Here is a 26,896-nt window from a genome sequence, read left to right on the forward strand (position 1 = left end):
CCTCATGATTCACATCTGCGGATGTGGCCGTGAGGTCTTTTTGGTTGTAGTTATGTGATTAGATGAATCGCTTGATGGTCCAATAGGGGACGGTGAAGGTCCCTTTATTCGTTTCAATATGCAGTGCATCTGCGGAATGATCGATTTGGCATACTCCGGTGTACGTTTCTCCGCTGATCAAATGCACGCGCTGGCATAGATTGGAGAGAAGTGCATGCTGAATATCCTGTTTAATCATACTCTTCACTTCCTCCTTGAATGCAGAATGCTTGTAAATCTCTTTACTTATTATTAAACACGAATAGGAGATTTTAACAGCGAAATTAGTTACAGTTTTGTACCATTTCACACCTACATAGTTGGCCTCAGATGGAGTAACATGTTCATGTACTGTCAGAGTAACGTTCTGCTCAGAGGGTATATATATTCTAGGAGGTGTCACCAATGAATTGGACAACCAGATTACAGCAGATCACCGTAACGCTCCTTACCGCAGGTCTAATCTCTCTAGTCGGCTGGGGGGCGTCATCTTCCTCGGTTCAGGCAGCAGCACCGGCCCCAACTCCGCCGCAGGGATGCAGCACCGGAGACCATGGGCTTCTTAAGGATCTGCAGAAGGCACACCAGAGAGCGGAAACGCAGCCGCTCACCTTCTCGGATGTAGAGTTCCTAAGCTCAGATACGGGGCGGGCAGCCGGGAACGGCTTCCTGATTGGAACCTCGGACGGCGGCTGCCATTTCCAAAAGATCTATGAAGGACAGTGGAGCTTCCAGCAGATTGATTTCCCGGATAATGTTCACGGCTGGGCGCTTGCCGCGGTCAAGGACGGACAGGCTAAATATCTGTTAAGAACGGCAGACGGCGGCTCTACCTGGACAAGGCTGTCGAACCAGGCCGTGACCTTTGAATCGGTAGAATTTCTGGACAGCAGCAAGGGATTCGGCTACAACCGGACCTCTACTTACTATACGAACGATGGCGGGGAGAGCTGGAGCCTGATCAAGACACCTGCCAATACCCGCGGAGCCCATTTCACCAGCAGGAATAACGGCTGGGCTGTGGTAGTTGTTCCCGGGAGCGGCTATCGGGTAATGAAGACAACTAACGGCGGAGCAGCCTGGAAGCAGGTACTTAGCGCCTCCACCCCTGAGGCGAATTACGGGCAGATCTACGCCAAGGACAGTCAGGTGTATGCGCTGCTGTACGGCGGCGTCGGCATGTCGCAGACCTCTTATTCTCTCTACGGCAGCTCTAACTCCGGCGGCAGCTGGACCCGGGTGATTGCCCAGGAGACCGCAGGCGGCGGTCCGGCTCCGGGCAGGGGCGCAGCCGTAGCGAAGAAGGGGCCGGCCTCGGGCAGTCCCGGCAATATGGTGCTGATCGGCAAATCGGTAGCTTTCCTGGCAGGATACCAGCCGGCAGCGGAGCAAGTGGGCATCGGGCTCACCAAGAACAACGGACAGAGCTGGAAGAATCAGCAGACCGTTCCCGGCTTCGAAGGAACGATCTCGTTCACCGATGCCAATCAGGGCTGGATGGCTGTGAAGGATATGAATAGCTCTACCCTCTATGTGACGAAGGATGCAGGTGCTACGTGGACAGCGCGGTTTTCTTTTGAGACGGCAGGGCGGTAGGTTGTCCGTAAGATAATGATGAATTACGAATGACGAATGACAAAGACGAAGACGGGTCTTGTCCCTATGAGGACGGACCCGTTTTTGCTTGTGGTGCAGCAGAAGAATAGGTAGGTATTGTGGAGAATGGAGTTAGCTTTGGTGTAATACTTTCGATTAGCGGGTAATGGGATAGCATAGGGGGTGAAGCATGGTTAGACCGGTTAGAATAATCTGGATCAGCGCTGTCGTGGTGAATATCGTAGGATTGGCCCTCTTTCTGTTACATACGAGCGCGGGGTTCAGCCAAGGGTTTATCCTGGATATCGTAAATATAATGCTGCTGCAGATCTTAGGCATTCCCTCTGCGGTTTTGGTTGTTGCATCGCTTCTTCTGTTGAAGTACACAAGGAAACCGCCAGGCTGGGCGGGGTACATAGGAATCTTCATCATGATAGGGGCACTGCTGTGGATTGGGGGATATTTTCTGCTTTTTGCAAGGCTGATGCTATTTGAGAACGTCCGGTAAAAATAATACTTTACTGATCGTTCTAGAATATGCTAAGATGCTGGTACGAGGCAGATTATTTTTTTGACTATAGTAGAACGAACGGTCTCAAATAAAACAGATGAGGAGTGGTAACGATGGGGAAGCTTGACGGGAAAGTTGCATTGATTACTGGAGGAAATAGCGGGATTGGGCTGGCTAGTGCCAGGTTATTTGTGACGGAGGGCGCAAGAGTGGTCATAACCGGCCGTAATCCGGTATCTCTGCAGGCGGCGGTAGAAGAGCTGGGTGCGGAGCATGCAGTTGCTGTCCAGGCGGATGCGACTGATCCGCAGAGTGCGGTGAAGGCTGTGAATGCAGCAATAGAGGCCTTCGGCAGACTGGATGTGGTCTATGCGAATGCAGGAATCGCGGGCTATACACCGCTGGGCAGCACAGAGCTTGCCACCTTCGAGGAAGTGCTCCGGATCAATGTGACCGGTACCTTCTTCACCGTCCAGGCTGCACTGCCTCATCTGAAGGCCGGAGCCTCCGTCATTCTGACCGGCTCCGTGTTAGCCAAGGCCGGAAGACCCGGCAATTCCGCCTATGCCGCCAGCAAAGGAGCGGTCAGCAGCATGACGAAGGTGCTGGCCTCCGAGCTGTCTCCGCTGGGCATCCGCGTCAACAACATCGTGCCTGGCGTAACGCGCACTCCGATCTGGGGAGAGTCGGCGATGGATAACTGGAAGCAGGTCGAGGCAGGCATGGCACTGTCGATTCCTCTGGGCCGCGCGGGTGTACCCGAAGAGATCGCTAAGGTCGCCCTGTTCCTGGCCTCCGATGATTCTTCGTATATCCAAGGTGCAGATATCGCCGTGGACGGCGGTGCAGGCAGCTCGCCGCTGGGCGCGCCGATATACCGGCAGAACTCATAAGGATGGAAAGTGGTAGGAAGAGTGGCTAGTGGCAGGAAGCACCTTGAGGGGTGCTTTTTTTGCGTTCAGGCCGGAGAGAAGAATGTATGCGAAAAACCGAATACAATGTGCTGGCATTCACACTGGTATGGTAAAATGAACTGACACATGTAAAAATATGTTATCCCCACTCTGAGCTAAAACCCTATTTTTTGAATGGAGGTTATCCGCATGAGGCTTACGAACCGGACTACGATTATAGCTGGTATAGTAATAATTATAGTTGTGGGTGGAATCTATGCGTCGCTTACAGGCTTACCTTATAAAAGAAGCCAAATTGCAAGGGAAGTCAGGGAGTACCTGGTTCATACCAGAGCTTACCCCGCAGCAGATATTCAGGAGGTCCGGGGAGTCTACAGCTTCAAATCGGGAGATTATGAAGTGGAGGTACGCTATAAGGATGAACCCAATCAGAACTATACGTACGCCAAAGTGGATGGAGCGTTCAGATTGGTTGGCGCTTCCAGCCTGTACGGAAATCATATGGATGAAACTTTTTACTGAATGAGCTTGGCGGGAAGAGGTAATCAGCATACACTGTCGAATTAGAGAATATATATACAGTTGGAAAATATTTGTATACGCACAGCTGGTATATTGTAAACGCTAACAATAAGCGGGAGGCGAACGGGATGGACGGAAGCAAGTCGTTGATCTATCAGATTCTCAAGACGATTGAAGAGGGCAAAGAACCGGTACTGGATAACCTGGAGGGTGTGACGGTCGGGGGCTTCCACAGTGCGCTGGAACAGATCGCAGAGAACAAGCTGGCGAGCAATATCAGCTTCTCTGTTAGCGGGAAAGGCAAGAAGGCAGTCCGCGTCGCGAATACGAGCGGTTCTAAACTGACTGCGCAAGGCGTTAATTATATTCATATTCAGGACAGCCGCAGCTTCTAGAATGTCTTGATCCTGGCAGAGATAAGGCACTACCCCTCATCCGCAGACTGGACAGATCTCCTGCTGCGGTTTTTTGTTGTAAGCAGAATGTGGCTTACACCAGCCTTCGGATCACCCGGGCGATGGAATTCTGTTAGAAGCCGTGATCAGAATGTTCATGGGCCGACCCGGATCGACAATTACAATATATCATGATATATTATTATGTATGATACCGAAAAATGAACGTCAGGGGACCATGAACGTTATGACTGAAACAACCTCTTCCAAGCCGATGTATGAGAAGATCTTTGATGAAGTGAAGGATAGCATCCTTACACAGGCTTATAAACCCGGAGAGCGGGTTCCTTCCGAGAAAGAGTTGGCTGAGACCTATAGTGTCAGCCGCATAACCAGCAAAAAAGCACTTGAGATGCTGGCCGCCGAACGGCTGATTGTCCGCAAGCCCGGCCGCGGCTCGTTCGTAACAGATGCTTCCGCTGAGCAGTCTGACCCGGGGATGAACCTCACAGCCCCGGCTGCGTTGAATATTCGTGCCAATGAGAAAACAATCGGCCTGATCATCACCGACTTCGGCAACAGCTACGGGACGGGGCTGATCTACGGGATGGAGCAGGCTTCGCGCGATAATGACTGCTTTCTGGTGCTGCGGAGAACCTTCGGGATTCCGGAGAATGAAGAGCAGGCGATCCAGAAGCTGCTGAATCTGGGTGTAGACGGTCTGATTATTTTCCCGGCCCAGGGCGAGTATTTCAATGCGGAAATTCTGAAGCTGGTCATCGGACGTTTTCCGCTTGTGCTGGTAGACAGACATCTAAAAGGAGTAGCTGCGGCCTCCATCAGCACCGATAATCTGCAGGCGGCCCTTGAAGCAACGGAGTATTTATTTGACCTCGGGCACACGCATATTTCGTTTCTGTCTCCGCCTCCCGTGGACACCACTGCGGTGGAGGACCGGATTGAGGGCTTCATTCAGGCCCATGCCCAGCGGGGAGTCATGGTTGACAAGGAGCTGTGGGTCAGCGATCTGACCTCGACGCTGCCGAAGTTTTTTAATGCGGATAATATTGAACGGGATATCTCGCGGCTGGTCACCCACCTGCAGAGCCATCCGTCTGTCACAGCGTTATTTGCCATTGAATACAATATCGCGCTGCTCGCGAAGACTGCGGTGGAACGTCTGGGGCTGCGCATACCTGAGGATATCTCCATTATATGCTTCGACAGTCCGCCGACCCATCTGGGAGGCGGGTATGCCTTCACCCATATGCGGCAGAATGAAGAGGAGATGGGCCGGATTGCCCTGGAGAATGTGCTCCGTATTATGAACGGGGAGGCCGTTCCCCATAAGGTGATGCTGGAAGCTGAGCTGGTGCCCGGGAATTCGACCGGCCCTGTCCGTCACAACTAGCTGCTGTAATCTAAAGACCCATTCCGCCGGACATTCCGCCGGATGGGTTTTTTTGCTGTGTCCAATGTGATCCGTTTCCGGCCGGAAGATTAAGCTTGCAAGTTAGCCTAGTCTAGTCAATATCAGTGTATTTCATATGTTAATATATTATTATCTAAAAATACATATTGACATATCATTTACATACCAATATACTCATTTGTGAAAGCGCTTCATTCATTACAGAGGAGGTCATTCCGATTGAAAGCGATGAAGGAAACACCTAATTCCCTGCGGGAGCTGGCTGGCCGTGTACGTCAAAAACTGCCCGGCTATCCGCACCTGGCAGATATGTTTGAACAGTGCATGCTTAATACCTGGAACACAACGATACAGCGCAACCCGGATGGAACAACCTTTGTCATTACCGGTGATATACCGGCCATGTGGCTGCGGGATTCCACCGCACAAGTCCGTCCCTTCCTGATCCCCGCCTCCGAAGATGAAGAAATTGCCGGCATGATTGAAGGGCTTATCGCACAGCAATTTGCCTATATTGCCATTGATCCCTATGCGAATGCGTTCAACCGGGAAGCGAATGGACGGGGTCACCAGGAAGACAAAACGGCGATGAGTCCATGGATTTGGGAACGGAAATACGAAATTGACTCCCTCTGCTATCCCATTCAGCTCAGCTATCTGCTGTGGAAAAACACCGGGCGGATCACGCAGTTCAATTCAGCGTTTGAAGCAGGAGTGTGGCAGATTATTAAATTATGGATCAGGGAGCAGAGTCATGAGAGCGGTTCCGATTATGTTTTTGAACGCGTGAACTGTGTGCCAACCGATACGCTTGTCCGCGACGGCAAAGGCTCTGTAACCGCCTATACCGGAATGACCTGGTCAGGCTTTCGTCCAAGCGATGATGCCTGCGAATACGGTTACCTGGTGCCTGCCAATATGTTCGCCGTCGTTGTCCTGCGGTACGTCAGCGAAATCGCATCCGATGTGCTTGGCAACCCGGAGCTTGCACAGGCGGCGGAAGATCTGGCTGAGCAGATTGACGGGGGAATCCGGCGGCATGGCATTGTGGAGCACCCTGAATATGGTCCTGTCTACGCCTATGAGACCGACGGCCTGGGAGGCGTGAACCTTATGGATGACGCCAATGTGCCCAGCCTGCTGTCTATTCCTTACCTTGGCTATGCATCTGCGGATGATCCGGTGTATCTCAACACCCGCAAGCTTATTCTAAGCCGGACCAACCCCTATTTCTATGAAGGCAAGGCGGCAGCAGGTATTGGCAGTCCGCATACCCCTCCGCATTATATATGGCCTATCGCCTTGGCGGTTCAAGGAATGACCTCCGGGAAGAGGGAGGAGCAGGAGGCAATGCTTGAGCTGCTGCAACAGACAGATGCCGGAACCGGATTGATGCATGAGGCTTTTCATGCGGATCATCCGGAAGAGTATACCAGACCCTGGTTTTCCTGGGCCAATATGATGTTCTGCGAGCTGCTGCTTATGCGCTGCGGAATTGAGGTGAGTAGAGGCTGAGCAGCCCGGGCTCTAATAACAGACAAATATACAAATGAAGGGGATGTAACAATGAAAAAAGGATGGGTTACGGTACTCTCGGTGATGATGGTCGCTTCCTTGGCGGCAGGGTGCAGCAGTAATTCGGCAAAAGAAAGCCCTGCGAATGACGGCAAAGCCGGAAGCGGCAGCAACGGCAAGAAGACGGAGCTGACGTTCTGGGGCGATTGGGGCGGTGAAGGCCAGAAGCAGTTCGAGACCATGGTGGATGCCTTCAACAAATCACAGGACAAAATTCATGTCAAATATGTGCTGCAGCAGGATATGATCACCAAATTCCTGACGGCGGCTACGAATGGCGGTGCACCTGATGTTCTGTTCTGGGACCGCTGGCGGACCTCGCTGTATGCTCCCAAGAACGTGCTGCATCCGGTGGATGAGTACTTAACGCGTGACGGCATTTCCAAGGATGATTTCTACAGCGAGTCATTGACCGAGCTCTCCTACAACGATAAATTATACGGGCTTCCGCTGACCGTTGATGCACGGGCATTATTCTACAATAAGAAGCTGCTGGATGAAGCAGGGCTTCAGCCTCCGACTACCTGGGATGAGCTGGAGCAGGCTGCTGCCAAGCTGACCAAGTGGAACGGCGACAAGCTGGAGGTGGCGGGCTTCTCCATGGGCGACCTCGGCCTGTTCAATATGTATCTCCAGCAGGCAGGCGGCCAGATGCTTACAGAGGACGGCAAAACCAATTTCAATAATGAGCGGGGCAAGCAGGTGCTTGAATTCTGGGACCGCCTGATGAACAAAGACAAGGTGTATAAGGTTGGCTTTGAGCTGGGACTTGGCGAAGGGCAGGATGCCTTCGTTACAGGCAAGGTCGCCATGCTCTATTCCGGCCCCTGGATGCTCAGTACCTATAACAAATACGGTAAAGATCTCGAATATGGCATTGTCCCCCCTCCTGCCGGGCCGAACGGCGACAAGGGCAGTGTGATGGGCGGCTTCGGACTCGTGATTCCGGAGGGCTCCAAGCATCATGATGAGGCATGGGAATTCATTAAATGGTGGACCGCGAACAAGGATAATGCCTTGATGTGGGCCAAGACCAGCCTGAATCTTCCGGGCTTCAAGCCTTCGATGGAAGATCCGTTTTTCCAGGATGACCCGCAGTGGAAGCCGTTTCTGGATACGCTGGAATTTGCCAAAATCCGCCCGACTCATCCCGGCTATTCCGTGATGGAGACCGATGCGCTTGCGCCTAATCTTCAGCTGAACCAGCAGAACAAGCAGAGCATTGAAGACACGCTGAAAAAGGCTCAGGAACAAGGCGACAAGATGCTGAAGGATAACGCGGTTGTTAAGTAACCAGCCTGATGCCGCGGGGAGGCGGTGCCTCCCTGCTGCCATGGAGCCTTGCCGGATGATGAGAGGGGGAGTTGTATGGCTTCCATGAGAAAAGTGGAACGGCACGAAGCCCGGACGGCTTATGTATTCATTACGCCTACGGTGCTGCTGTTCACTGTGTTTACAGTTATACCTGTAGTGATGGCCCTGTATTTAAGCTTCACCAACTATGATGTGCTTAGCCAGAATGACTGGGTCGGCCTGGACAACTACCGCCGCCTGATTGAAGACAGCCTGCTGTGGAAGACGTTCAAGAATGTGTTCTTCTACTCGATTATTTTTGTTCCGCTGAATATTATCATTTCCCTCCTGCTGTCCATGCTGCTGAGCAGGGCGTGGCGGGGAGTCAAGTTGTTCCGCACCTTCTATTATCTGCCCACGCTGACGTCGGCTGTAGCTGCGGCCACCGTATGGATCTGGCTGCTGCATCCGGAATTCGGTCTGGTGAACGGCTTGCTGTCCTATGTGGGCATTACCGGTCCTGCCTGGCTGTCCGAGACAAGTACGGCGATGCTGTCCATTGTAATGCTCACCCTCTGGCAATCCGTCGGCTCCAATATGATTATTTATCTGGCCGGTCTGCAGGGGGTCCCGGATTATCTCTATGAATCGGCACGGCTGGACGGGGCGAATACATTTGACAGCTTCCGCTTCATCACCTGGCCGCAGCTGCGGCCAACTACCTTTCTGGTCAGCACGATGGCGATTATCGGTGCGCTGCAGCTGTTTGACCAGGCCTTTGTACTGACGCAGGGCGGTCCGGCCAATGTGACCAAGACCCCGGTCTACCTAATCTATCAGCAGGGCTTCAATCAGCTGCAGATGGGCTATGCCTCGGCGCAGGCCTTTGTGCTTGCTGTAGCCATTCTTATTTTCTCGCTGATTAATATGCGGGTCTCCAAAGCGGAGGAATCGATCATTTAGGGGCAGCTTGTCCAGGAAAAAGGAGGTTTGCAGGATGGGTGTTACTGGGGGTTCGGCCTTGAAGAAGGGCCTCTACAAGCTCATTTTCTATATTGTATGTATCCTTATAGCGGTTGTTATGTTTCTGCCATTCTACTGGAGTTTGCTAACCTCACTCAAGCCGGATGATGAGATTTTTGCGATGCCGATCCAGTGGTTTCCGAAGCATCTGACCTTCGAACATTACCGCAAAGCCTTTTCAACGGTGCCGTTTGCTTTATTCTTCTGGAATTCGCTCGTGCTTGCCGTGTCGGGCGTCCTGGCTAACCTGTTTTTCGGATCACTTAGCGGCTATGCCTTTGCGAAGCTGAGATTCAGGCTGAACAAGCCGGTGTTCCGCGTGCTGCTGGCGGCAATGATGATTCCCGGCATTGTGACCATGATCCCGACAGTGTATGTGATGCGCCATATTCCGTTCGCCGGGGGCAATGATCTTTTTGGCGGGGGCGGCAATGGGCTGATGAACTCCTTCTGGGGCATTATTCTTCCCGGCGCTTCCGGGAGCTTCGCTGTATTCTTTATGCGGCAATTTTTTCTTACGCTCCCCACTGACATGCTGGAGATGGCCCGGATTGAGGGCTGCGGGGAATTTAAAATTTTCTTGCGGATCTATCTGCCGCTTACCCGTCCGGCGCTGGCGACCTTGAGCATCTTCACCTTCCAGGCCGGCTGGAACAGCTTCCTGTGGCCGATGATCGTGCTGAATGATCCGGACAAGGCGACGATTCAGATGGGCCTGCAGGCTTTTTCTTATAATTTTCAGACGGATTACGGGCCGATGATGGCCGGGGCGCTGGTGGCGATTCTGCCGATACTGGTGCTGTTCCTGGCGCTGCAGCGTTATTTTGTACAGGGGATTGCCTTCAGCGGCATCAAAGGCTGAGCCAACTAAGGGAGGCAAATTATAGACGGGGAGAGAGACCATATGAAGCAAATAGAGCTTGAACAATGGGCGGAACGGGCGGACTCGGCGCAGGAAGCGCTGGATGTATTCTTCTGGAACGAAGACATCGGAATGTATGACATTGAGACACCATGTCCGGAAGGCGCATGTAATACAGTCTTTCATTATTGGTGGATGGCCCATGCCGTGGATGTGCTGGTCGACGGCCTGCTGCGGACTGGGGCTGCTAAGTACCGCGAACGACTGTCCGCTCTACATGGGGGGCTGCTCCGCCGCAATGACGGAGTATGGCCCAATGAGCTGTACGACGACATGGAGTGGATGGCCCTGGCCTGGCTTCGCGCTTATCAGGCAACGGGAGATGAGCTGTACAAAGAGACGGTTCTTATCCTTTGGACGGATATCAGAACCGGCTGGAACAGCCATTCGGGGGGCGGCATCGCCTGGCAGAAATCGCAGCTGGATTACAAGAACACCCCGGCCAATGCACCGGCTGCCATCCTTGCCGCCCGCCTGTATCAGGCCTTTGGAGATCCGCAGGACCTGGAGTGGGCGCATGCGCTCTATAACTGGCAGCAATCCCGTCTGGTGGACCCGGACACGGGCTTCGTCTGGGATGGGATGAACCGTACCGGTGACGGCCGGATCGATAAGGATTGGAAATATACGTACAATCAGGGTGTTTATATCGGTGCGGCTATCGAGCTGTACCGGGTTACCGGGAGCCGTGACTATCTTGAGGAGGCCCGGCGCACGTTCGCCGCAGCGGTCAAGGAGCTGGCTGGCCCGCATTCCGGTATACTCCCGGATGAGGGCGGCGGCGATGCCGGTCTCTTCAAGGGCATTCTGGTCCGCTATGCGGCAGAACTGGCACAAGCCGTGCCGGAAGACGGAGCCGCTGCGGCCTTCCTGCGCAGTAACGCAGAGATGCTGTGGGACCAGGGGAAGCCGGCAGACCGGGTTCTGTTCGGACCTGATTGGACTGCGGTGCCTTCAGGCGTAGTTCAATTGAGCACCCAGCTGAGCGGCCTGAAGCTGCTGGAGCGGATGGCTGTGCTTGCAAGGACCGGGCAGCCGAAAACTCGAACCTCATTTTAGAATAGGAGGAGGTGGCGTATGGATCATTACAACGGGACATCATCAGCAGAAGACTGGGCAGCGCGTGCAGACTGGATCCAGGACTCCCTGTGGCGGCACTACTATAATGCGGACAGCGGAATTATGAACCAGTGGTATCCGCGGGAATACAGCAGGGCAGGCGACAATTTCTACTACTGGTGGCAGGCGCATGTCATTGATGCTCTGACCGATGCTTACGAACGGACGCGGGATTCTGGATATGCCGAACGCATCCGCGGCCTGAGCCGCAGCTTGAAAACCTATAACGGCGGGACGTTCAAGCATAATTATTATGATGATATGGAATGGACTGCCCTTGCGCTGCTGCGGGCGCATCAGGCTACCGGTGAAGCGGAATATCTGAATGCTGTACTTGAATTATGGGCGGATATTCAGACGGCCTGGAATGAGCACTGCGGGGGCGGCATGGCCTGGAAAAAAGACCAGCTGGATTACAAGAACACGCCGGCGAATGCCCCGGCCGCTATTCTGGCCGCCCGCCTATACTCGCTGCTTGGGCATGAAGAGGATCTGAACTGGGCGATCCGGATTTACCGCTGGAACCAGGCCAATCTGGTTGACCCTGACACCGGGTTCGTATGGGATGGAATGAACCGGCAGGGCGATGGGCAGATCGATTACGACTGGGAATTCACTTACTGTCAGGGCGTGTTCGTGGGAGCGGGGAGAGAGCTCTGCCGTGTCACCGGCGATTCCGGCTATGCCGCAGATGCCCGCCGGACCGCTGAGGCCTGCATCGGCCGCTTATGCCATTCTGATTCGCTGCTGCTGCCGGATGAAGGGATTGACGACACCGGATTGTTCAAGGGAATTCTGATCCGCTATCTGGTACAGCTGGAGCAGCATTTCCCCGGAAATGACCGGGTCCGTGAAGTCATATGGGCCAATGCCCGTACGCTATGGGCGCAAGGGCTGGACCGGACGCTGGGGCTGTGCGGACCCTCTTGGGAGCAGGTTCCCGTATTGCCGGTACAGCTTAGTGTACAGCTCAGCGGTCTGATGCTGCTTGAGGGGGCAGCCAAGCTTAGCCATTAGCCCGCTGCCGCCTGACGGTTGTGGACTGGATGTACAAATGAAGGGGGTATTTGGTAATGTTCACCTGGAAGAAAGTAAGAACGGCCGCAGTTCTCTGTCTGTTGTCCCTGTCTCTGTCTGTACCGTCTCCCGGTGCGGGAAGTACGGCAGAGGCTTTCACCGTCTCCAATGCTGATGCTGCAATGAACTCTTTTGTGCAAGTATTCTATGATTCTTCCGCCAAATACTTCTATACCAACAGCGATCACCAGATTTATTCTGAACATGCCCATGGGCCGAACGGGGGTCTCTACACCGACTTCTGGTGGGAGGCACAGCTCTGGGAGACCGTAATGGATGCCTACGAGCGCACGGGCAGCAATGTCTACCGCACGATGATCGATGAGATCTACACCGGATTCAACGCCAAATACCCGGATATGATGACAAATCCGTTCAACGATGACCTGGGCTGGTGGGCGCTGGCCTGCGCAAGAGCCTATGAACTGACTGGAACCACGGAGTATCTGAACCGCGCCAGCTTCCTGTTTGGCCAAATCTACAGCGAATGGGACAGCACGTACGGCGGCGGGATCTGGTGGAGAAGGGACGCCCATGTGCCGGGCCAGGCCAACGCCCAGAAGAATATGGCCACGAATGCCCCGATGGTTATGACCGCAGTCAAGCTGTCTAGTGCCTACAGTGATCCTGCTTATCTGACCAAGGCTACTCAAATCTATAACTGGACCAAATCTACCCTGGTTGGCGGCAGCAAAATCAACGATCATATTGAAGGTGCAGGCAGCGGTATCGTTAAGGATTGGGACTTCACTTACAATTACGGAACGTTCCTGGGGGCGGCTGTGTCCCTGTATCAGGCTACCGGAACTGCCGCCTACCTTACGGATGCCAATAATGCAGCCGGGTATGCCGTTAACAAAATGGTATCAGCCCAGACTCTGATGTATGAAGGGGAGAATGATGCCGCGGGCTTCAAGATGGTCTTCGCCCGCAACCTGAACCGTCTCCGTACGCTGGGCGGACAGCCGCAATACCTGAACTTTCTCCAGCAGAATGCAACGCAGGCCTGGAATCACCGCCGCGTAAGCGATGGAATCATCGGCAGCGACTGGCTGCGCAATACAGGCTCCTCCTATGTGCAGAGCCTGGCCGCCGCTGCGGGCGCTTCTATTCTGCAGCTCGTTCCCGCCGACGGCTACACCGGGTACATTGCGGGCAACGGGGCTTATGAAGCGGAGAACGCAGTGCGGACGCTGGTTGGGGGAGGCGGGATGATCAATGAGAGCACCAATGCCGGATTTAGCGGAAGAGGGTATGTCGGGGGATGGAACACAAGCGGCACCTCCATTGATTTCTATGTCAACCAGAATACGGCCGGAACCAGAACCGTCACCTTCCGCTACGCGGCGGCGGCCGGCAGTGCTTCACGCTACGTGAAAGTGAACGGCGTGGTAACAGCCTCCAATCTGTTATTCAATTCTACCTCCAGCTGGAGCACCTACGGAACGGTATCCGTCACGATTCCGCTGAATGCAGGCTCGAACACTATTCAACTCGGGTATAACAGTGCACTCGGAAATACGAATTATCTGAATGTTGATTTGCTGAGCGGGCTTTGAATTTTTCAGGATAATTTTAGGGGAAATGGACCAAAAAACAAAAAGCAGCGGTTCTCCAATAATGGGAATCGCTGCTTTCTTAACGTTTGAAACTTTTGGAACAGCCCTGTATTAGTCCCCGGTCTCTACGATCCAGACCTCCGGCAGATTGCGGTACTGCTCGGCGTAATCCAGGCCATAGCCGACGACGAATTCGTCGGGAATATCAATCCCGCTGTAGTCGATGGGAACATTGACGAGACGGCGGGAAGGCTTGCTGAGGATGGTGCAGATACGCACGCTTGCCGCCTCGCGCAGGGCGAACAGCTCCTTCAGATGCTGAAGCGTCAGGCCGGTGTCGATCAGATCCTCGACCAGCAGGATATGCTTGCCGCGGATATCCATGTCGATATCCTTCTTGATCGTAATGACGCCGGAGGAGGTGGAGCTTGCCCCGTAGCTGGACACCGACATATAGTCGACGCCGACCGGGAAGGTGATCTCACGCATCAGATCAGACATGAAGACGGCCCCGCCCTTAAGAATGCCGATAAGCACCAGTTCCTTGCCTTCATAGTCACGCGATATTTCAGCGCCCAATTCCTGTACTCGCTGCTGCAGCTGGTCCTTGCTGACCAGAACTTTGGTAATTTGGGTCATGGTTGACGCTCCTTATGGATTAGGATGTGATCACGAGGATGATCTGTCCTTTTCCTTAAGCATAACATCATGTGCGCCTCCTTCAAAGATCGTTGTCGAGGAGACCAGGGTAATCTTGGCCTTCTGCTGTAGTTCCGGGATGGTCAGCGAGCCGCAATTGCACATGGTGGACTTGATTTTGCTGATGCTGAGATCGAGATTGTCCTTAAGCCGTCCCGCATAGGGAATGAAAGAATCCACGCCTTCCTCGAACTCCAGCTTGCTCTCCTTATCGGCATTGCCGAAGTCATAACGCTGCCAGTTGCGGGCCCGGCTGGAGCCTTCGCCCCAATATTCCTTCACGAAGTTCCCGCCGACCAGCAGCTTGCGTCCGGGACTCTCATCGAATCTGGCAAAATAGCGCCCAAGCATCACGAAGTCAGCGCCCATCGCCAGCGCCAGCACAATATGATAATCATGGACAATCCCGCCGTCCGAGCAGATGGGGACATAGATGCCGGTCTGCTCATAATATTCCTGGCGGGCCGCCGCCACTTCGATGACAGAGGAGGCCTGGCCCCGGCCGATGCCCTTTTGCTCCCGGGTGATGCAGATGGAGCCGCCGCCGATACCGACTTTGATGAAATCTGCTCCTGCCTCTACGAGGTACAGGAAGCCTTCCTTGTCAACAACATTGCCCGCGCCGACCTTCACGCTCTCCCCGAAAGTCTCCTTAATATAATGGATGGTCTCCGCCTGCCACTCCGAGTAACCGTCCGAGGAATCAATGCACAGCACATCTGCCCCGGCTTCGACCAGCGCCGGTACACGGTCCTTGTAATCCCTGGAGTTGATACCCGCGCCGACAATCAGCTGCTTGTTGCCGTCATGCAGCTCCAGCGGATACTCCTGGTGGCTGTCATAATCCTTGCGGAAGACGAGATGGACGAGATGTCCGCCGGCATTTACAATCGGCAGGCAGTTCAGCTTGTGGTCCCAGATCATGTCGTTCGCTTCGGTCAGGGTAATACCTTCCCGCGCGAATATCAGCGAAGCGAGCGGAGTCATGAACTCCGTAATCGGGCATTCCGGAGGCAGCCGGTTCTCGCGGTAATCGCGGCTGGTGACAATCCCCATCAGCTTGCCAGTCGGTTCCCCGTTGTCCGTAATGGCAATGGTAGAGTGGCCGCTGCGTGCTTTGAGCGCCAGCACATCCTGCAGGGTATCCTCCGGCCGCAAATTGGAGTCGCTGAGGACGAAGCCGGCCTTGAATTTTTTGACCCGGCGGACCATCTCGACCTGCTGCTCGATAGACTGCGAGCCATAGATGAAGGAGATGCCGCCGCTTTTGGCCAGGGCAATCGCCATGTTATGGTCGGATACCGCCTGCATTACGGCCGAAGTCACGGGGAGGTTCATGGTCAGTGCCGGGGTCTCTCCTCGCCGGAATTTGGTTACCGGTGTGCTAAGATCCACATTTGCGGGAATGCAATCTTTGGTGGTCAGGCTGGGTACCAGCAGGAACTCACTGAAGGTTCTTGAAGGCTGCTCGTAATAAAAAGCCATGGCTTGTCACTCCCCTGCTATTTTTTTACAACTCATACCTGGGACAAAAATCTGACGGGTACTCCAATGTCCGCTTCCAGCTGCTTGTAATGCTCCCCTTTGGCCAGAATCGCCTGCACACCGACGAGCTCTATGCCCATCACGGACAACTGAGCAGCAATGCAGCGGATCGTAGCACCTGAACTAATCACATCATCCAGCAGCAGCACGCGGTCACCGGCAGAGAAGCCGTCAAAATAGATATAATTCTCATTATACGCCGTCTCGCGTCTGACACTAACCTCATAATTCTCATACAGCTCCGTGCTAAGCCGCAGAATATTCATCGGCTTCATCAGCTTATAGGCAGCCAGCATCCCCCAGGTATGACCGCCGGGTTCAGGGGAGACAATGTAATCAAAATCGGGAAACTGCTCCGTTACAGCATCCGCCAGATTGTGAGTGATTTCACGGATCAGCTCGGGGGCAATGTACGTACCGCGTTCTCCGAAAGGGTAGAGCTTGAAGTCATAGGCGGTGTCCTTGTTCTTGTAGATCCTCACATTCTTGGCCTCACGGATCGATTCACTTAAGCTTGCGTAGGATGGACTCATTGCCCTCACTCCTTCTATTATAATGGATGTCAAAAACCCCAGGCTAAAGGAGGCGCAGTCCAAAGCAGGATACATCAGCGGAGAAAAGCACGGTTTCGCCCGTGAGCTCACACTGATTAATCCAGCAGGGGGTCTGGCCTCTTGTAGCCTGGGGCAATTTACGGTTGCCTGTAGATACGCCCATTCCGGATTAACGGGCTTATACAAGAGAGGTTTGAAGAGATATAACTGACGTGATGCTAACTTGGATACGGATAATCAGATTATTTTTGCTACATATGTCATAAAACTTAACTCAGATCATTTGTTATATGCTATCATCCGCAATAAAGTGTGTCAATATTTCATCAATATGTTATATTCCATAACTTTCGAACTTGTTTATAATAATTATTATCTGCAATTCATAAATAGTTCAAAGGTTTTGTTAAAAGCCGTATTTTGATGTGATATACTTAACACAGCGATTTGAGATCTTGTGAAATTGATACTAATATTTGCTGCTAAGCAGTAACAGAGCCTACACCAATGAATATAGATTAGGATGGTGAACAAGCGATGCATATTGTCGTCGTTGGCCTGAATTACCGTACGGCTCCCGTAGAGGTGAGGGAACAGTTCGCTTTTGCCGAAAAGGATCTGCCTGCTGCGCTTCATCAGCTGCTGCAGACGAAGAGCGTTCTGGAAGGGGTCGTTGTCGCCACCTGTAACCGGACGGAAATTTATGTGGTCGTGGACCGCCTTCATATGTGCGGATATTTCATCCGCAGCTTCATGGAGCAGTGGTTCGGAGTAAGAAGCGATGTATTTACGCAACATATGTATATATATGAAGACGAGCAGGCGATTGCCCATCTGATGCGTGTCACCTGCGGTCTGGATTCCATGGTGATTGGCGAGACACAGATTCTGGGTCAGGTGCGCAGTGCCTTCCTGACGGCTCAGGCGGAAGGGGTTACCGGAACCTGGTTCAACCGGCTGTTCAAGCAGGCGGTGACGCTCGGCAAGCGTGCGCATAGTGAGACCTCGATTGGCGAGAGCGCGGTGTCGGTCAGCTATGCGGCAGTGGAGCTGGGGAAGCGGATCTTCGGCATGTTCACCGGCAAAAGAGTGCTCATTCTCGGCGCCGGCAAAATGAGCGAGCTGACGGTGAAGCATCTGTACAGCAGCGGCGCGGCGGAAGTGATTGTCGCCAACCGTACCTTGTCCCGTGCTATCGAGCTGGCCGAGAAATTCTCGGGTAAGCCCAGCACGATTGAAGAGGCGCTGAAGTCTCTGGATGAAGTGGATATTGTGATCAGCTCTACGGGTGCAGACGGCTATGTGCTGACGGCGGCCCAGGTAGCCGAGGGCATGAAGCGCCGCCCTTCACGGCCGCTGTTCATGATCGACATTGCTGTGCCGCGCGATATTGACCCTGCTGCTGCCAGTGTGCCGGATGTATTCCTCTATGATATCGATGATCTGGAAGGCATTGTGGAGAGCAATCTGGAGATGCGCCGCAGTGAAGCCGCCAAGATCGAGGTTATGATTGAAGGCGAAATGGCGGATTTCCAGCAATGGCTGAAGACGCTGGGCGTCAGACCAGTGATCCGTGCACTGCAGGACAAGTCTAACGGAATATATGAAGAAACGATGGATAGTCTGTTCAACAAGCTGCCTGAGCTGGATGAGCATCAGCGCAAGGTGATCCGCCGGCTGACCAAGAGCATTGTCAACCAGATGATGCATGATCCGATCAATGTGATCAAGGAGATGTCCGGCGGCAAGCAGGGCAATGAAGCACTGGAGTATTTCACTCAAATCTTCGCTCTGCAGGAGCAGCTGGATGCAGCTCCGGCCGGTGGAAGTGTTGAACCGCATCAGCGCAGCTCTGCTGAACGGCCCTCCGGCGGAGAGATCCGGGGGCCGGGAGCGGTGCTTACCCCAGCCGGTCTGCTGGGCGGGTGAGCAACATGCTACTGCTGAACGGAATATATGATGCCGCTCTGCTGCTATATGCCCTGAGCCTGCTGTTTGTTTTCTCGGATTGCCTTCGGCGCAATCCGGGCGGAAAGCGGCTGGGCACAGGGCTTCTTGCTGTCGTAGGCCTGCTTCAGCTGACCGGCCTTGCGATCCGCTTCTCCCAGGAGGGCGGATTGCCGATTTTCACGCCTTATGATTTCCTGTTCTGGTTCTCCTTCAGCATGGTGGTTACCTCGTTTGCCGTGACGTATACACGCGGCGGTGAGTTCACGGTGCTGCTGCTCAGCATGGCGGGCTTCAGCGTATTTCTGCTGAACCGGGTATGGCTGACGGCAGAGGATCATACGCTGCAGAGCTGGAGTGCGGTGCACGGGTGGCTGGCGATGCATGTCATTTTGGCGAATCTGAGCTTTGCCGCACTGACACTGGGGACGGTATTTGCGATAATGTATCTGTTCCTGCATACGAAGCTGAAGAATAAGAAGTGGGATGACCGCGTCCGCAGGCTGCCCAGCCTGGAGACGATGGACAAATATTCCTACACGGCGATCCTGGCCGGAGTTCCGCTGCTGCTGGCCTCGCTGATTCTGGCGGGACTGTCGATTGTCGCGGAAGGGCGGACACCGCTGTTTCAGGATACGAAGGTACTGACTACGCTTACGGGCCTAGGCGTCTACATCGTCTACCTTGTGCTGAAGTTCTCCGGCCGCCGAAGCGGTACAGTCATGGCCCGCTGGGCGATTGCGGGTTACGGCTTCATTATTCTTAATTTCCTGCTGAATTCCTGGTCGGAGTTCCATGGCTGGGGCGGGGAATGAAGTGGGATGGACGATGGATGAGAGCGAGTTGGAAGTGCTGGGGAGAGCTGGAGTGAGCAGGATGAAAAAGTATCTGCCGATTATGCTGGATGTGGAAGGCCGGCGCGTGGTGATCGTTGGAGGCGGGGCGGTGGCTGCACGTAAGGCGGGTCCGCTGCTGGAAGCAGGCGCGGAACTGGTGGTGATCAGCCCCTCGCTCAGCGGGACGCTGGCTGCGATGGCTGATGAGGGGCGGCTGCAATGGATCAGCCGCCCCTATGCTCCCGGGGATCTCCAGGGAGCGGTTCTGGTCTATGCCGCCAGCGATAATAGGGCGGTGAACGAGGCCGTTGCCGCGGAAGCCCGGCAGCTGGGGCTGCCCGTTAATGTGGGCAGCCATGCGGAGGCGGGCACATTCATTACGCCCGGCGTGCTCCGCCGCGGGCGCTTGACGGTTGCGGTCTCGACCTCCGGGGCGGGACCGTCTGCGGCTGCGGATATTACGCAGCAGATTGCGGGGCTGCTTGGCGAGGAATATGAGCCGTATCTGGATTTCCTGCATGAGCTGCGGACAGCGATTAAGCAGCTGGAGCCAGCGGCAGAGAACCGGTCGCGGCTCTTGCGGCGGCTGGGGAAGCTGGATGTGTTGAATGAGCTGCGGCAGGGCACCTTTATACCATGGACGGCCGAGGAGATTGAGGCTTGGGTGGCGCGCAACCGGGAGGAATAGGGGGCTTAAGTAGCTGGGCTACCGAGATGAGCAAAGCAAGGGCAAAAATGCCCTTAATTCGGCCGAATCAGCTCATTCGAGCAAATGAGGTGTATAAATACAACTGAATACGGCCGAATCAGCTCAATCGAGCAAATTCAGGGGATAGTTACGGCGGCGGATGGAATAAGGGACTGACTTGAACAGGGGGAGTGGGCATGCGGAAGATTATCGTGGGCAGCAGACAAAGTGCGCTGGCTTTAACGCAGACGGGGCATGTGATTGCTGATCTGGAGCGGCTTAGCGGAGAGCATGGGTTTGATTTTACTTTTGAGGTGCATAAGATTGTGACTAAGGGTGACCGGATTCTCGATGTGACCCTGTCCAAAGTGGGCGGCAAAGGTCTGTTCGTCAAGGAAATTGAACAGGCGATGCTGGCAAAGGATATTGATATGGCAGTACATAGCATGAAGGATATGCCTTCCGAATTGCCGGAAGGCTTGATGAATGGTGCGGTGCCGAAGCGTGAAGATCCGCGCGACGTTCTGATCTCTAATAGCGGAGTGGGCCTGGAGGGTCTGCCGCAAGGCGCGCGCGTAGGAACAAGCAGTCTGCGGCGCTCCAGCCAACTGGCTGCACTCCGGCCGGATCTGCTTATTGAGCCGGTACGCGGCAATATTGATTCGCGGCTGAAGAAGCTGGAGAGCGGCGAATATGACGCGATTCTGCTGGCAGCAGCGGGGCTGTCGCGGATGGGCTGGCAGGACCGGATTACGGCATATTTGCCGCCTGAGGTCTGCCTGCCCGCTGTAGGCCAAGGAGCACTCGGTATTGAGTGCCGTGAGGACGATGAGGAACTGCGCAAGCTGCTGGCGCTGTATAATGATGAGCGCACGGCACTCACGGTGACAGCGGAGCGGACCTTCCTGGGCGCCCTGAACGGCGGCTGTCAGGTGCCGATCGGCGCTTACGCGATCCTTGAGCCGGAAGGCGAAGCTGCAGGTCCGTCCATAACGTTAACCGGAATGGTCGGAACACCGGACGGCACAGTCATTCTGAAGGAGACCTGCACCGGCAATGATCCGGTGGAGCTGGGTTCGGAGGTCGCGCGTAAGCTGGTGGCCAGAGGTGCGGAGAAGATTTTGGCAGATGTAAGGGAATAAGGGGTAAGGGTTAGACAGGGAATAGTGTGCGTTGGGGAGAAGCTTATGCAGGCCAGAATCGCATGTGTAGAGGGATAAGGGGATGACGGAGATGGCGGGGAAGGTATATCTGGTAGGTGCAGGTCCGGGGGATGCGAAGCTGATTACAGTCAAGGGGCTGGAGTGTATCCGGAAGGCCGATGTGCTGGTCTATGACAGGCTGGCCAGTCCAAGGCTGCTGAAATGGATGAAGCCCGGCGGTGAGAAAATATACGTAGGCAAGCTTTCGGACCGCCATACGATGAAGCAGGAGGATATTAATCAGCTGCTGGTAGATCTCGCATTGGAGGGCAAAACGGTGGTGCGTCTGAAGGGCGGGGACCCCGTGATTTTTGGCCGGGTGGGTGAAGAAGCGGAGCTGCTGCGCAGGAATGGCATCTACTATGAGATTGTGCCGGGCATTACCTCGGCCATCAGCGTCCCGGCGTATGCCGGTATTCCGGTGACCCACCGGGAGGCATCGTCTTCCCTGTCGATTATTACCGGCCATGAGAGCCCGGATAAGCTGGATCATTCCATTCAATGGGATAAAGTAACGAATGCGACAGGCACGCTGGTATTCCTGATGGGTGTCGCCAAAATTGGCTACATCAGCGCCCAGCTCATGAAGCACGGACGTCCGCCGGAAACTCCGGTGGCGCTGGTGCGCTGGGGAACCCGTGCGGATCAGGAGACGCTGACCGGCACGCTGGCCGATATTGAGGCGAAGGTTACGGCAGCGGATTTTCAGCCGCCGGCGGTTATTGTGGTCGGTGATGTTGTGCTCCAGCGGGAGCACCTGATGTGGGTGGAGGCGCTGCCGCTGTTCGGCAAGCGCATTGTAGTGACGCGGGCACGCGCACAGGCAAGTGAGCTGGTGGACCGGATCGAGGAGCTGGGCGGCGAGCCGTATGAGTTCCCGGTCATTGAGACGGTGATGCAGCGGGATGCGGGCAAGCAGGCGGAGATCGCTGCGGCTCTTGGCGGGCTTGCGGCGTACGACTGGGTGTTCTTCACCAGTCCGAACGGCGTAGACTTCTTCATGCGTCATCTGACGCAGCAGAAGCTGGATATCCGCAGTTTGCACGGGGCGCGGCTGTGCGCTGTGGGACCGGGGACGGCTGCGGCGCTCGCAGAGCGCGGGCTGATCTCCGAGGAGCTGCCCGGACGCTTTCAGGCGGAAGGGCTGATCGAAACCTTCGGCCCCGAGCTTAAGTCCGGGCAGAAGGTGCTGCTTCCGCGCGGCGACCTGGCGCGTGAGTGGCTGCCGGCGAAGCTCGGGGAACTGGGGCTGGAAGTGACCGAGGTGGATACGTATGAGACGATTGTCACCGGGGAGGATGATATTGAGCTGGTGAAGCTGCTGGAGGAGAAGCGCATCCATGCGGTAACCTTCACCAGCTCGTCCACGGTGCGCAATTTCCTCGGCATTCTGAAGAGAATGGGCCTGGAAGATCCGCTGGAGTTGCTGGCGGGCGTCAAGATTGCCTGCATCGGCCCGGTTACCGAGCAGACCGCAGTCGAAGCGGGCCTCACTCCGGGACTGCTCCCGGAAGAAGCCACCATCGAAGGACTGGTGCAGGAGCTATGCCGCTGGAATGAATCGACGAGGCTGAGATAGCCTGTTCCTGCCGGATCTGTCAGCATTGTCTTTGAGCATTGCAAACGGGTCTGGCCTACTGGCAGCGATAACTTTAACATCTCAATACTGCTTAAGACGAATAGATGTGATTATATACTTACTGAACAGGAGGATACAACAAATGAGCTTTCCAATAACCAGACACCGCCGTTTGCGCGGGTCGGCCGGTATTCGCGGCATGGTGCGCGAGACCGTTCTGAATGTGCTGGATTTCATCCAGCCGATTTTTGTAACCTATGGAACAGGTGTGAAGAATGAGATCAGCTCCATGCCCGGCGTCTATCATTTCTCGCTGGATACGCTGAAGGCGGAGGTGGATGAGATTGCTTCCCTCGGCATTCCGGCGGTACTGCTGTTCGGTATTCCCGAGACGAAGGATGCGGTTGGCTCGTCCGGCTTCGCAGACGATGGCATTGTGCAGGAAGCCACGCGTCTGATCAAAAAATGGTATCCCGACCTACTGGTTGTCGCCGATACCTGCCTGTGTGAATTCACCGACCACGGCCACTGCGGCATGGTGCATACCCATACGGTGGACGGTGTGGTGCACGGGGATGTAATCAACGATGCTTCGCTTGAGCTGCTGACCCGCACGGCGGTCTCGCAGGCCCGGGCAGGGGCGGATATTATCGCGCCGTCCAACATGATGGACGGATTCGTGCAGGCGATCCGTGCCGGACTCGATGCGAATGGCTTCGAGCAGGTGCCGATTATGTCCTATTCGGTAAAATACGCCTCCGCCTTCTACGGCCCGTTCCGCGAAGCAGCGGATTCCGCTCCCCAGTTCGGCAACCGCAAGACGTATCAGATGGACCCGGCCAACCTGCGGGAAGCCGTTCGCGAAGCGGATTCCGATGTGCTGGAAGGCGCGGACATGCTGATGGTGAAGCCTGCGCTGGCTTATCTGGATGTCATCCGCACCATCCGCGACCAGTTCGATCTGCCGCTTGTAGCCTACAACGTCAGCGGTGAGTACTCGATGGTCAAGGCGGCTGCGCAGCAGGGCTGGATCGATGAGCAGGCGGTTGTGCTGGAGATGCTGACCGGCATGAAGCGCGCCGGAGCAGATATAATTATTACCTATTTCGCCAAGGACGCAGCCCGTTGGCTGCGCGGCTAGGATCAGGAACTGGAGGGAACAAGCATGGGCAATATGCCGTTGAACCGCCGGGAAGAGGCTTCCCGCATGGCTTTTGAAGAGGCAAAACAATATATTCCCGGCGGGGTGAACAGCCCAGTCCGGGCATTCAAATCTGTAGGATTGACCCCGGTCTATGTGGAGAGGGGCGAAGGCTCACGGATCTACGATATTGACGGCAACAGCTTCATTGACTACGTCTGCTCGTGGGGACCGCTGATTATGGGACATGCCCATCCTGAGGTGGTGAAGGCGCTGCAGGAGACTGCGGCCAGAGGGACAAGCTTCGGCGCGCCGACCCTGCTTGAGACCGCAATGGCCAAAACCGTGGTAGAACGCGTAGCCTCGGTGGACATTGTCCGCATGGTGAACTCGGGAACGGAAGCGACAATGAGCGCGATCAGACTGGCCCGCGGCTATACCGGACGCAGCAAAATCCTCAAATTCGAAGGCTCCTATCACGGCCATGCCGACAGCCTGCTGATTAAGGCCGGTTCCGGGGTGGCGACCTTGGGGCTGCCGGATAGTCCGGGCGTGCCGGAAGGTGTGGCCGTGAATACGATCACGGTACCTTATAATGACCTGGACGGGGTCAAAATCGCGTTTGAACGTTACGGCAACGAGATTGCCGCTATCATCGTTGAGCCGATCGCCGGAAATATGGGCGTAGTGCCTCCGCTTCCGGGCTTCTTGGAGGGTCTCCGCAAGGTGACGACAGGGTACGGGGCGTTGCTGATTTTTGACGAGGTGATGACCGGCTTCCGTGTGGACCGGGGATGTGCGCAGGGGCTGTTCGGGATGGACCCGGATCTGACCTGCTTCGGCAAGGTGATTGGCGGCGGTCTGCCTGTAGGGGCTTACGGCGGCAAAAGAGAGATCATGGAGCAGATCGCCCCGTCCGGCCCGATCTATCAGGCGGGCACACTCAGCGGGAATCCGCTGGCGATGGCGGCGGGCTACAGCACGCTTGCGCTGCTGACCCCTGAGGTCTACACCCGTCTGGAGTCGCTTGGCGCGAGACTGGAAGCCGGACTTAAGCGCAATGCGCAGGAGACGGGAATTCCGCTGACGATTAACCGCGTGGGCTCGATGGTATGTCCGTTCTTCACGGAGGAGCCGGTCATTAACTTCGAGACGGCCAAGACCAGTAACCTGGAGCTGTTCAAGCGTTATTTCGGTAAAATGCTGGATCAGGGCATCAGCGTTCCGCCGTCCCAGTTCGAGGGAATGTTCGTATCTGCTGCGCACAGCGAGCAGGATATTGACGATACGATTGCGGGCCATTACCAGGCCCTGAAATCGCTATGACGGCTGGACCGGAGGAGCTGTCCGGCCAGCATGGCGGCGGCGAGATCCAAGACGGAAGTGATGGCGCCAGCGGCCCCTTCGCGGGCGGCGGCAAGTGGACCCGGCGCGGAGAATGGCTGGAAGCCATGCCTGGCCGGATCATTACAGCGGCTGCCGACAAGCAGGCCGCCATCGATGCCTGGCTGCTGGGCGTAGCCGGGATGCCAGCGAAGCTGCACGCCCGGCTGCGCCGCGAGAACGGCATCCAGTGGCGGGGCGACCGGCTGCGGCTGGCCCTATTCCCTCACCGGGAAGCCGGAATAGAGCCGGTATGGCAGGAGGCTACGGCTGAGGTGCTGTTCGAGGACGACTTCTGCCTTGTGGTCCACAAGCCTGCGGGTCTGGCGGTTCATCCGGACGGAAGCAGCACGGAAGTGACGCTGGATCATCTCGTAGCCGCGCATTATGCGGCCTCCGGCGGAGGGATTGCCGTCCGCCATATCCACCGGCTGGACAAGGATACTACCGGACCTGTACTGTATGCGAAGAACGAATACGCCCAGCTTGTGCTGGATGAGGATATGCGTGAGAAGAACGTATCCCGCCTGTATGCCGCGATTGTTGAAGGCACAGTGCCGCCGGAGCTTACGGTGATCGATGCCCCGATCGGCCGTGACCGCCATCATGCGGCGCGCAGGCGGGTATCCCCGGGAGGGCAGGAGGCGGTAACACGGATTGTGGGACGCGAAGCCCTGCCCGGCGGGACCGTAGTGAAGCTGCAGCTGGAGACGGGCCGGACGCATCAGATTCGTGTCCACCTCAGCCATGCGGGGCATCCGCTCTTCGGGGACGACCTCTATGGAGGATCGGCCTGGCATACTGCGGGCATTCCTTCCGGCAACAGCCTTAAGGAGAAGCAGCCCCTTCGTTCGGAGCCTGGTCAGGTGAAATCTGCCATTACGGCCTGGTTCGAAGAGCAGGAGAAGGCAGGCCTTACCCCTGGTTTGCAAGTCCAAGGCAAGCAGCCGCCAGCTCCACCTTCGAAGCCGGGAGTCAAGGCGAAGCAGGAGAGTTCCGACCGCCAGGCACTGCATGGCGAGAAGCTGATTTTCGCCCACCCCTGGACCCGAAGTAAGATCGAGGTATCAGATCCCTGGCCGGAGGATCTGCGCCGCCTGCGCGAGCAAATCGGCGGCGTAGATCAGGAGTAGGCCATTACCTAATCGGCTCCGTGAAGTTAAGTAACTCAATAGATGCCATGCCCAGCCGGGCCGCGTTTCTCTGATATCTGGAGGATTGCGGCTCGGCTTTTTAGTTGTTGTTCAGTGTGACCTCCCCCAGCCGAAACATCGAACAAGAAGTGGATTATTTACGCACTATTACTCTCCAGGGAACGTTAAGTGGATTTAGGGCATCTAATTTT

The 26,896-nt window shown here is 55.4% G+C and carries 24 protein-coding genes, 1 pseudogene and 1 riboswitch; of the genes and pseudogenes, 21 read left to right on the forward strand and 4 right to left on the reverse strand.

Features of this window, described 5'->3' with window-relative positions; all coding sequences use genetic code 11:
* Nucleotides 1-58: 58 nt before the first annotated feature.
* Nucleotides 59-238 (reverse strand): hypothetical protein, encoded by a 180-nt coding sequence (locus MKY64_RS01650; RefSeq protein WP_036697495.1) that lies wholly within the window; start codon nt 236-238, stop codon nt 59-61.
* Between the two features lie 206 nt (nt 239-444).
* On the opposite strand from MKY64_RS01650, the gene MKY64_RS01655 reads away from it, so the two are divergent.
* The 13 genes from MKY64_RS01655 to MKY64_RS01715 all read left to right on the forward strand — a co-directional run bounded on the left by MKY64_RS01655 (nt 445) and on the right by MKY64_RS01715 (nt 13,977).
* Nucleotides 445-1,635, forward strand: coding sequence for a hypothetical protein (locus MKY64_RS01655; RefSeq protein WP_340950609.1), 1,191 nt, complete (start codon nt 445-447; stop codon nt 1,633-1,635).
* A 190-nt stretch (nt 1,636-1,825) separates the two neighbouring features.
* Entirely contained in the window at nt 1,826-2,143 is a 318-nt protein-coding gene (locus MKY64_RS01660; protein ID WP_340950610.1) for a hypothetical protein, read from the forward strand.
* Between the two features lie 116 nt (nt 2,144-2,259).
* Nucleotides 2,260-3,039: an SDR family NAD(P)-dependent oxidoreductase gene (locus MKY64_RS01665; RefSeq protein WP_340950611.1), complete on the forward strand. Its 780-nt coding sequence runs from the start codon at nt 2,260-2,262 to the stop codon at nt 3,037-3,039.
* Nucleotides 3,040-3,249: 210 nt separating this feature from the next.
* Nucleotides 3,250-3,582: a DUF3139 domain-containing protein gene (locus tag MKY64_RS01670; protein ID WP_340950614.1), complete on the forward strand. Its 333-nt coding sequence runs from the start codon at nt 3,250-3,252 to the stop codon at nt 3,580-3,582.
* Nucleotides 3,583-3,710: 128 nt separating this feature from the next.
* Nucleotides 3,711-3,977, forward strand: coding sequence for a hypothetical protein (locus MKY64_RS01675; protein WP_036725959.1), 267 nt, complete (start codon nt 3,711-3,713; stop codon nt 3,975-3,977).
* Nucleotides 3,978-4,224: 247 nt separating this feature from the next.
* A complete protein-coding gene (locus MKY64_RS01680; RefSeq protein ID WP_340950616.1) occupies nt 4,225-5,388 on the forward strand; it encodes a GntR family transcriptional regulator in 1,164 nt (387 codons plus the stop codon).
* A 249-nt stretch (nt 5,389-5,637) separates the two neighbouring features.
* On the forward strand, nt 5,638-6,924 hold the full coding sequence (locus MKY64_RS01685) for a glycoside hydrolase family 125 protein (RefSeq protein WP_340957994.1): 1,287 nt from the start codon (nt 5,638-5,640) through the stop codon (nt 6,922-6,924).
* Nucleotides 6,925-6,975: 51 nt separating this feature from the next.
* Nucleotides 6,976-8,277 (forward strand): ABC transporter substrate-binding protein, encoded by a 1,302-nt coding sequence (locus MKY64_RS01690; RefSeq protein ID WP_340950617.1) that lies wholly within the window; start codon nt 6,976-6,978, stop codon nt 8,275-8,277.
* Nucleotides 8,278-8,352: 75 nt separating this feature from the next.
* Nucleotides 8,353-9,240, forward strand: a complete 888-nt coding sequence (locus MKY64_RS01695; protein WP_339250561.1) for a carbohydrate ABC transporter permease — start codon at nt 8,353-8,355, stop codon at nt 9,238-9,240.
* Nucleotides 9,241-9,274: 34 nt separating this feature from the next.
* The gene (locus tag MKY64_RS01700; RefSeq protein WP_340950620.1) at nt 9,275-10,162 is read left to right on the forward strand and encodes a carbohydrate ABC transporter permease; all 888 of its coding nucleotides are present in this window, start codon (nt 9,275-9,277) and stop codon (nt 10,160-10,162) included.
* 42 nt (nt 10,163-10,204) lie between these two features.
* On the forward strand, nt 10,205-11,281 hold the full coding sequence (locus tag MKY64_RS01705) for a glycoside hydrolase family 76 protein (protein WP_339250559.1): 1,077 nt from the start codon (nt 10,205-10,207) through the stop codon (nt 11,279-11,281).
* Nucleotides 11,282-11,299: 18 nt separating this feature from the next.
* Nucleotides 11,300-12,358: a glycoside hydrolase family 76 protein gene (locus MKY64_RS01710; RefSeq protein WP_340950622.1), complete on the forward strand. Its 1,059-nt coding sequence runs from the start codon at nt 11,300-11,302 to the stop codon at nt 12,356-12,358.
* A 56-nt stretch (nt 12,359-12,414) separates the two neighbouring features.
* Nucleotides 12,415-13,977: a glycoside hydrolase family 76 protein gene (locus tag MKY64_RS01715; protein ID WP_340950624.1), complete on the forward strand. Its 1,563-nt coding sequence runs from the start codon at nt 12,415-12,417 to the stop codon at nt 13,975-13,977.
* Nucleotides 13,978-14,088: 111 nt separating this feature from the next.
* Here the strand turns inward: MKY64_RS01715 and hpt are convergent, their stop codons facing one another.
* From hpt to MKY64_RS01730, 3 genes are read right to left on the reverse strand one after another with little or no spacing between them, the layout of a single operon-like run.
* Nucleotides 14,089-14,616, reverse strand: a complete 528-nt coding sequence (gene hpt / locus MKY64_RS01720) for a hypoxanthine phosphoribosyltransferase (protein ID WP_036725945.1) — start codon at nt 14,614-14,616, stop codon at nt 14,089-14,091.
* A gap of 30 nt (nt 14,617-14,646) precedes the next feature.
* Nucleotides 14,647-16,161, reverse strand: coding sequence for an IMP dehydrogenase (locus tag MKY64_RS01725; RefSeq protein WP_036725942.1), 1,515 nt, complete (start codon nt 16,159-16,161; stop codon nt 14,647-14,649).
* Between the two features lie 32 nt (nt 16,162-16,193).
* A complete protein-coding gene (locus MKY64_RS01730) occupies nt 16,194-16,754 on the reverse strand; it encodes a phosphoribosyltransferase (RefSeq protein WP_209876966.1) in 561 nt (186 codons plus the stop codon).
* A 124-nt stretch (nt 16,755-16,878) separates the two neighbouring features.
* Nucleotides 16,879-16,981, reverse strand: a riboswitch (purine riboswitch).
* 331 nt (nt 16,982-17,312) lie between these two features.
* Here MKY64_RS01730 and hemA point away from each other — a divergent pair.
* The 8 genes and pseudogenes from hemA to MKY64_RS01770 form a co-directional block, all read left to right on the forward strand.
* Complete coding sequence (gene hemA, locus MKY64_RS01735) at nt 17,313-18,704, forward strand: glutamyl-tRNA reductase (RefSeq protein WP_036725939.1); 1,392 nt, start codon at nt 17,313-17,315, stop codon at nt 18,702-18,704.
* Between the two features lie 5 nt (nt 18,705-18,709).
* Complete coding sequence (gene ccsA, locus MKY64_RS01740) at nt 18,710-19,537, forward strand: cytochrome c biogenesis protein CcsA (protein ID WP_340950627.1); 828 nt, start codon at nt 18,710-18,712, stop codon at nt 19,535-19,537.
* Nucleotides 19,538-19,598: 61 nt separating this feature from the next.
* On the forward strand, nt 19,599-20,246 hold the full coding sequence (locus tag MKY64_RS01745; RefSeq protein ID WP_036726084.1) for a precorrin-2 dehydrogenase/sirohydrochlorin ferrochelatase family protein: 648 nt from the start codon (nt 19,599-19,601) through the stop codon (nt 20,244-20,246).
* 197 nt (nt 20,247-20,443) lie between these two features.
* On the forward strand, nt 20,444-21,388 hold the full coding sequence (gene hemC, locus MKY64_RS01750) for a hydroxymethylbilane synthase (protein WP_036725936.1): 945 nt from the start codon (nt 20,444-20,446) through the stop codon (nt 21,386-21,388).
* A 91-nt stretch (nt 21,389-21,479) separates the two neighbouring features.
* Complete coding sequence (gene cobA, locus MKY64_RS01755; RefSeq protein ID WP_036726083.1) at nt 21,480-23,027, forward strand: uroporphyrinogen-III C-methyltransferase; 1,548 nt, start codon at nt 21,480-21,482, stop codon at nt 23,025-23,027.
* Nucleotides 23,028-23,169: 142 nt separating this feature from the next.
* Nucleotides 23,170-24,168 (forward strand): porphobilinogen synthase, encoded by a 999-nt coding sequence (gene hemB / locus MKY64_RS01760; protein ID WP_036725935.1) that lies wholly within the window; start codon nt 23,170-23,172, stop codon nt 24,166-24,168.
* Between the two features lie 24 nt (nt 24,169-24,192).
* Complete coding sequence (hemL, locus tag MKY64_RS01765) at nt 24,193-25,494, forward strand: glutamate-1-semialdehyde 2,1-aminomutase (protein WP_200869542.1); 1,302 nt, start codon at nt 24,193-24,195, stop codon at nt 25,492-25,494.
* Between the two features lie 125 nt (nt 25,495-25,619).
* Nucleotides 25,620-26,345 (forward strand): annotated as a pseudogene (locus tag MKY64_RS01770) (RluA family pseudouridine synthase); the annotation flags it as partial.
* Nucleotides 26,346-26,896 lie beyond the last annotated feature (551 nt).

Origin of the sequence: Paenibacillus sp. FSL R7-0210, assembly GCF_038009085.1 — a bacterium.
GTDB lineage: Bacteria > Bacillota > Bacilli > Paenibacillales > Paenibacillaceae > Paenibacillus_AQ > Paenibacillus_AQ silagei.

What these genes read in the sequence shown, in the direction of transcription:
- MKY64_RS01695 (WP_339250561.1), top strand. Translation starts at nt 8,353, where the DNA reads ATGGCTTCCATGAGAAAAGTGGAACGGCACGAAGCCCGGACGGCTTAT.
- MKY64_RS01690 (WP_340950617.1), top strand. Translation starts at nt 6,976, where the DNA reads ATGAAAAAAGGATGGGTTACGGTACTCTCGGTGATGATGGTCGCTTCC.
- MKY64_RS01685 (WP_340957994.1), top strand. Translation starts at nt 5,638, where the DNA reads ATGAAGGAAACACCTAATTCCCTGCGGGAGCTGGCTGGCCGTGTACGT.
- hemC (WP_036725936.1), top strand. Translation starts at nt 20,444, where the DNA reads ATGCGGAAGATTATCGTGGGCAGCAGACAAAGTGCGCTGGCTTTAACG.
- MKY64_RS01680 (WP_340950616.1), top strand. Translation starts at nt 4,225, where the DNA reads ATGACTGAAACAACCTCTTCCAAGCCGATGTATGAGAAGATCTTTGAT.
- hpt (WP_036725945.1), bottom strand. Translation starts at nt 14,616, where the DNA reads ATGACCCAAATTACCAAAGTTCTGGTCAGCAAGGACCAGCTGCAGCAG.
- MKY64_RS01670 (WP_340950614.1), top strand. Translation starts at nt 3,250, where the DNA reads ATGAGGCTTACGAACCGGACTACGATTATAGCTGGTATAGTAATAATT.
- MKY64_RS01665 (WP_340950611.1), top strand. Translation starts at nt 2,260, where the DNA reads ATGGGGAAGCTTGACGGGAAAGTTGCATTGATTACTGGAGGAAATAGC.
- MKY64_RS01650 (WP_036697495.1), bottom strand. Translation starts at nt 238, where the DNA reads ATGATTAAACAGGATATTCAGCATGCACTTCTCTCCAATCTATGCCAG.
- hemA (WP_036725939.1), top strand. Translation starts at nt 17,313, where the DNA reads ATGCATATTGTCGTCGTTGGCCTGAATTACCGTACGGCTCCCGTAGAG.
- MKY64_RS01655 (WP_340950609.1), top strand. Translation starts at nt 445, where the DNA reads ATGAATTGGACAACCAGATTACAGCAGATCACCGTAACGCTCCTTACC.
- MKY64_RS01660 (WP_340950610.1), top strand. Translation starts at nt 1,826, where the DNA reads ATGGTTAGACCGGTTAGAATAATCTGGATCAGCGCTGTCGTGGTGAAT.
- MKY64_RS01710 (WP_340950622.1), top strand. Translation starts at nt 11,300, where the DNA reads ATGGATCATTACAACGGGACATCATCAGCAGAAGACTGGGCAGCGCGT.
- ccsA (WP_340950627.1), top strand. Translation starts at nt 18,710, where the DNA reads ATGCTACTGCTGAACGGAATATATGATGCCGCTCTGCTGCTATATGCC.
- hemB (WP_036725935.1), top strand. Translation starts at nt 23,170, where the DNA reads ATGAGCTTTCCAATAACCAGACACCGCCGTTTGCGCGGGTCGGCCGGT.
- cobA (WP_036726083.1), top strand. Translation starts at nt 21,480, where the DNA reads ATGGCGGGGAAGGTATATCTGGTAGGTGCAGGTCCGGGGGATGCGAAG.
- hemL (WP_200869542.1), top strand. Translation starts at nt 24,193, where the DNA reads ATGGGCAATATGCCGTTGAACCGCCGGGAAGAGGCTTCCCGCATGGCT.
- MKY64_RS01675 (WP_036725959.1), top strand. Translation starts at nt 3,711, where the DNA reads ATGGACGGAAGCAAGTCGTTGATCTATCAGATTCTCAAGACGATTGAA.
- MKY64_RS01715 (WP_340950624.1), top strand. Translation starts at nt 12,415, where the DNA reads ATGTTCACCTGGAAGAAAGTAAGAACGGCCGCAGTTCTCTGTCTGTTG.
- MKY64_RS01730 (WP_209876966.1), bottom strand. Translation starts at nt 16,754, where the DNA reads ATGAGTCCATCCTACGCAAGCTTAAGTGAATCGATCCGTGAGGCCAAG.
- MKY64_RS01700 (WP_340950620.1), top strand. Translation starts at nt 9,275, where the DNA reads ATGGGTGTTACTGGGGGTTCGGCCTTGAAGAAGGGCCTCTACAAGCTC.
- MKY64_RS01745 (WP_036726084.1), top strand. Translation starts at nt 19,599, where the DNA reads ATGAAAAAGTATCTGCCGATTATGCTGGATGTGGAAGGCCGGCGCGTG.
- MKY64_RS01705 (WP_339250559.1), top strand. Translation starts at nt 10,205, where the DNA reads ATGAAGCAAATAGAGCTTGAACAATGGGCGGAACGGGCGGACTCGGCG.
- MKY64_RS01725 (WP_036725942.1), bottom strand. Translation starts at nt 16,161, where the DNA reads ATGGCTTTTTATTACGAGCAGCCTTCAAGAACCTTCAGTGAGTTCCTG.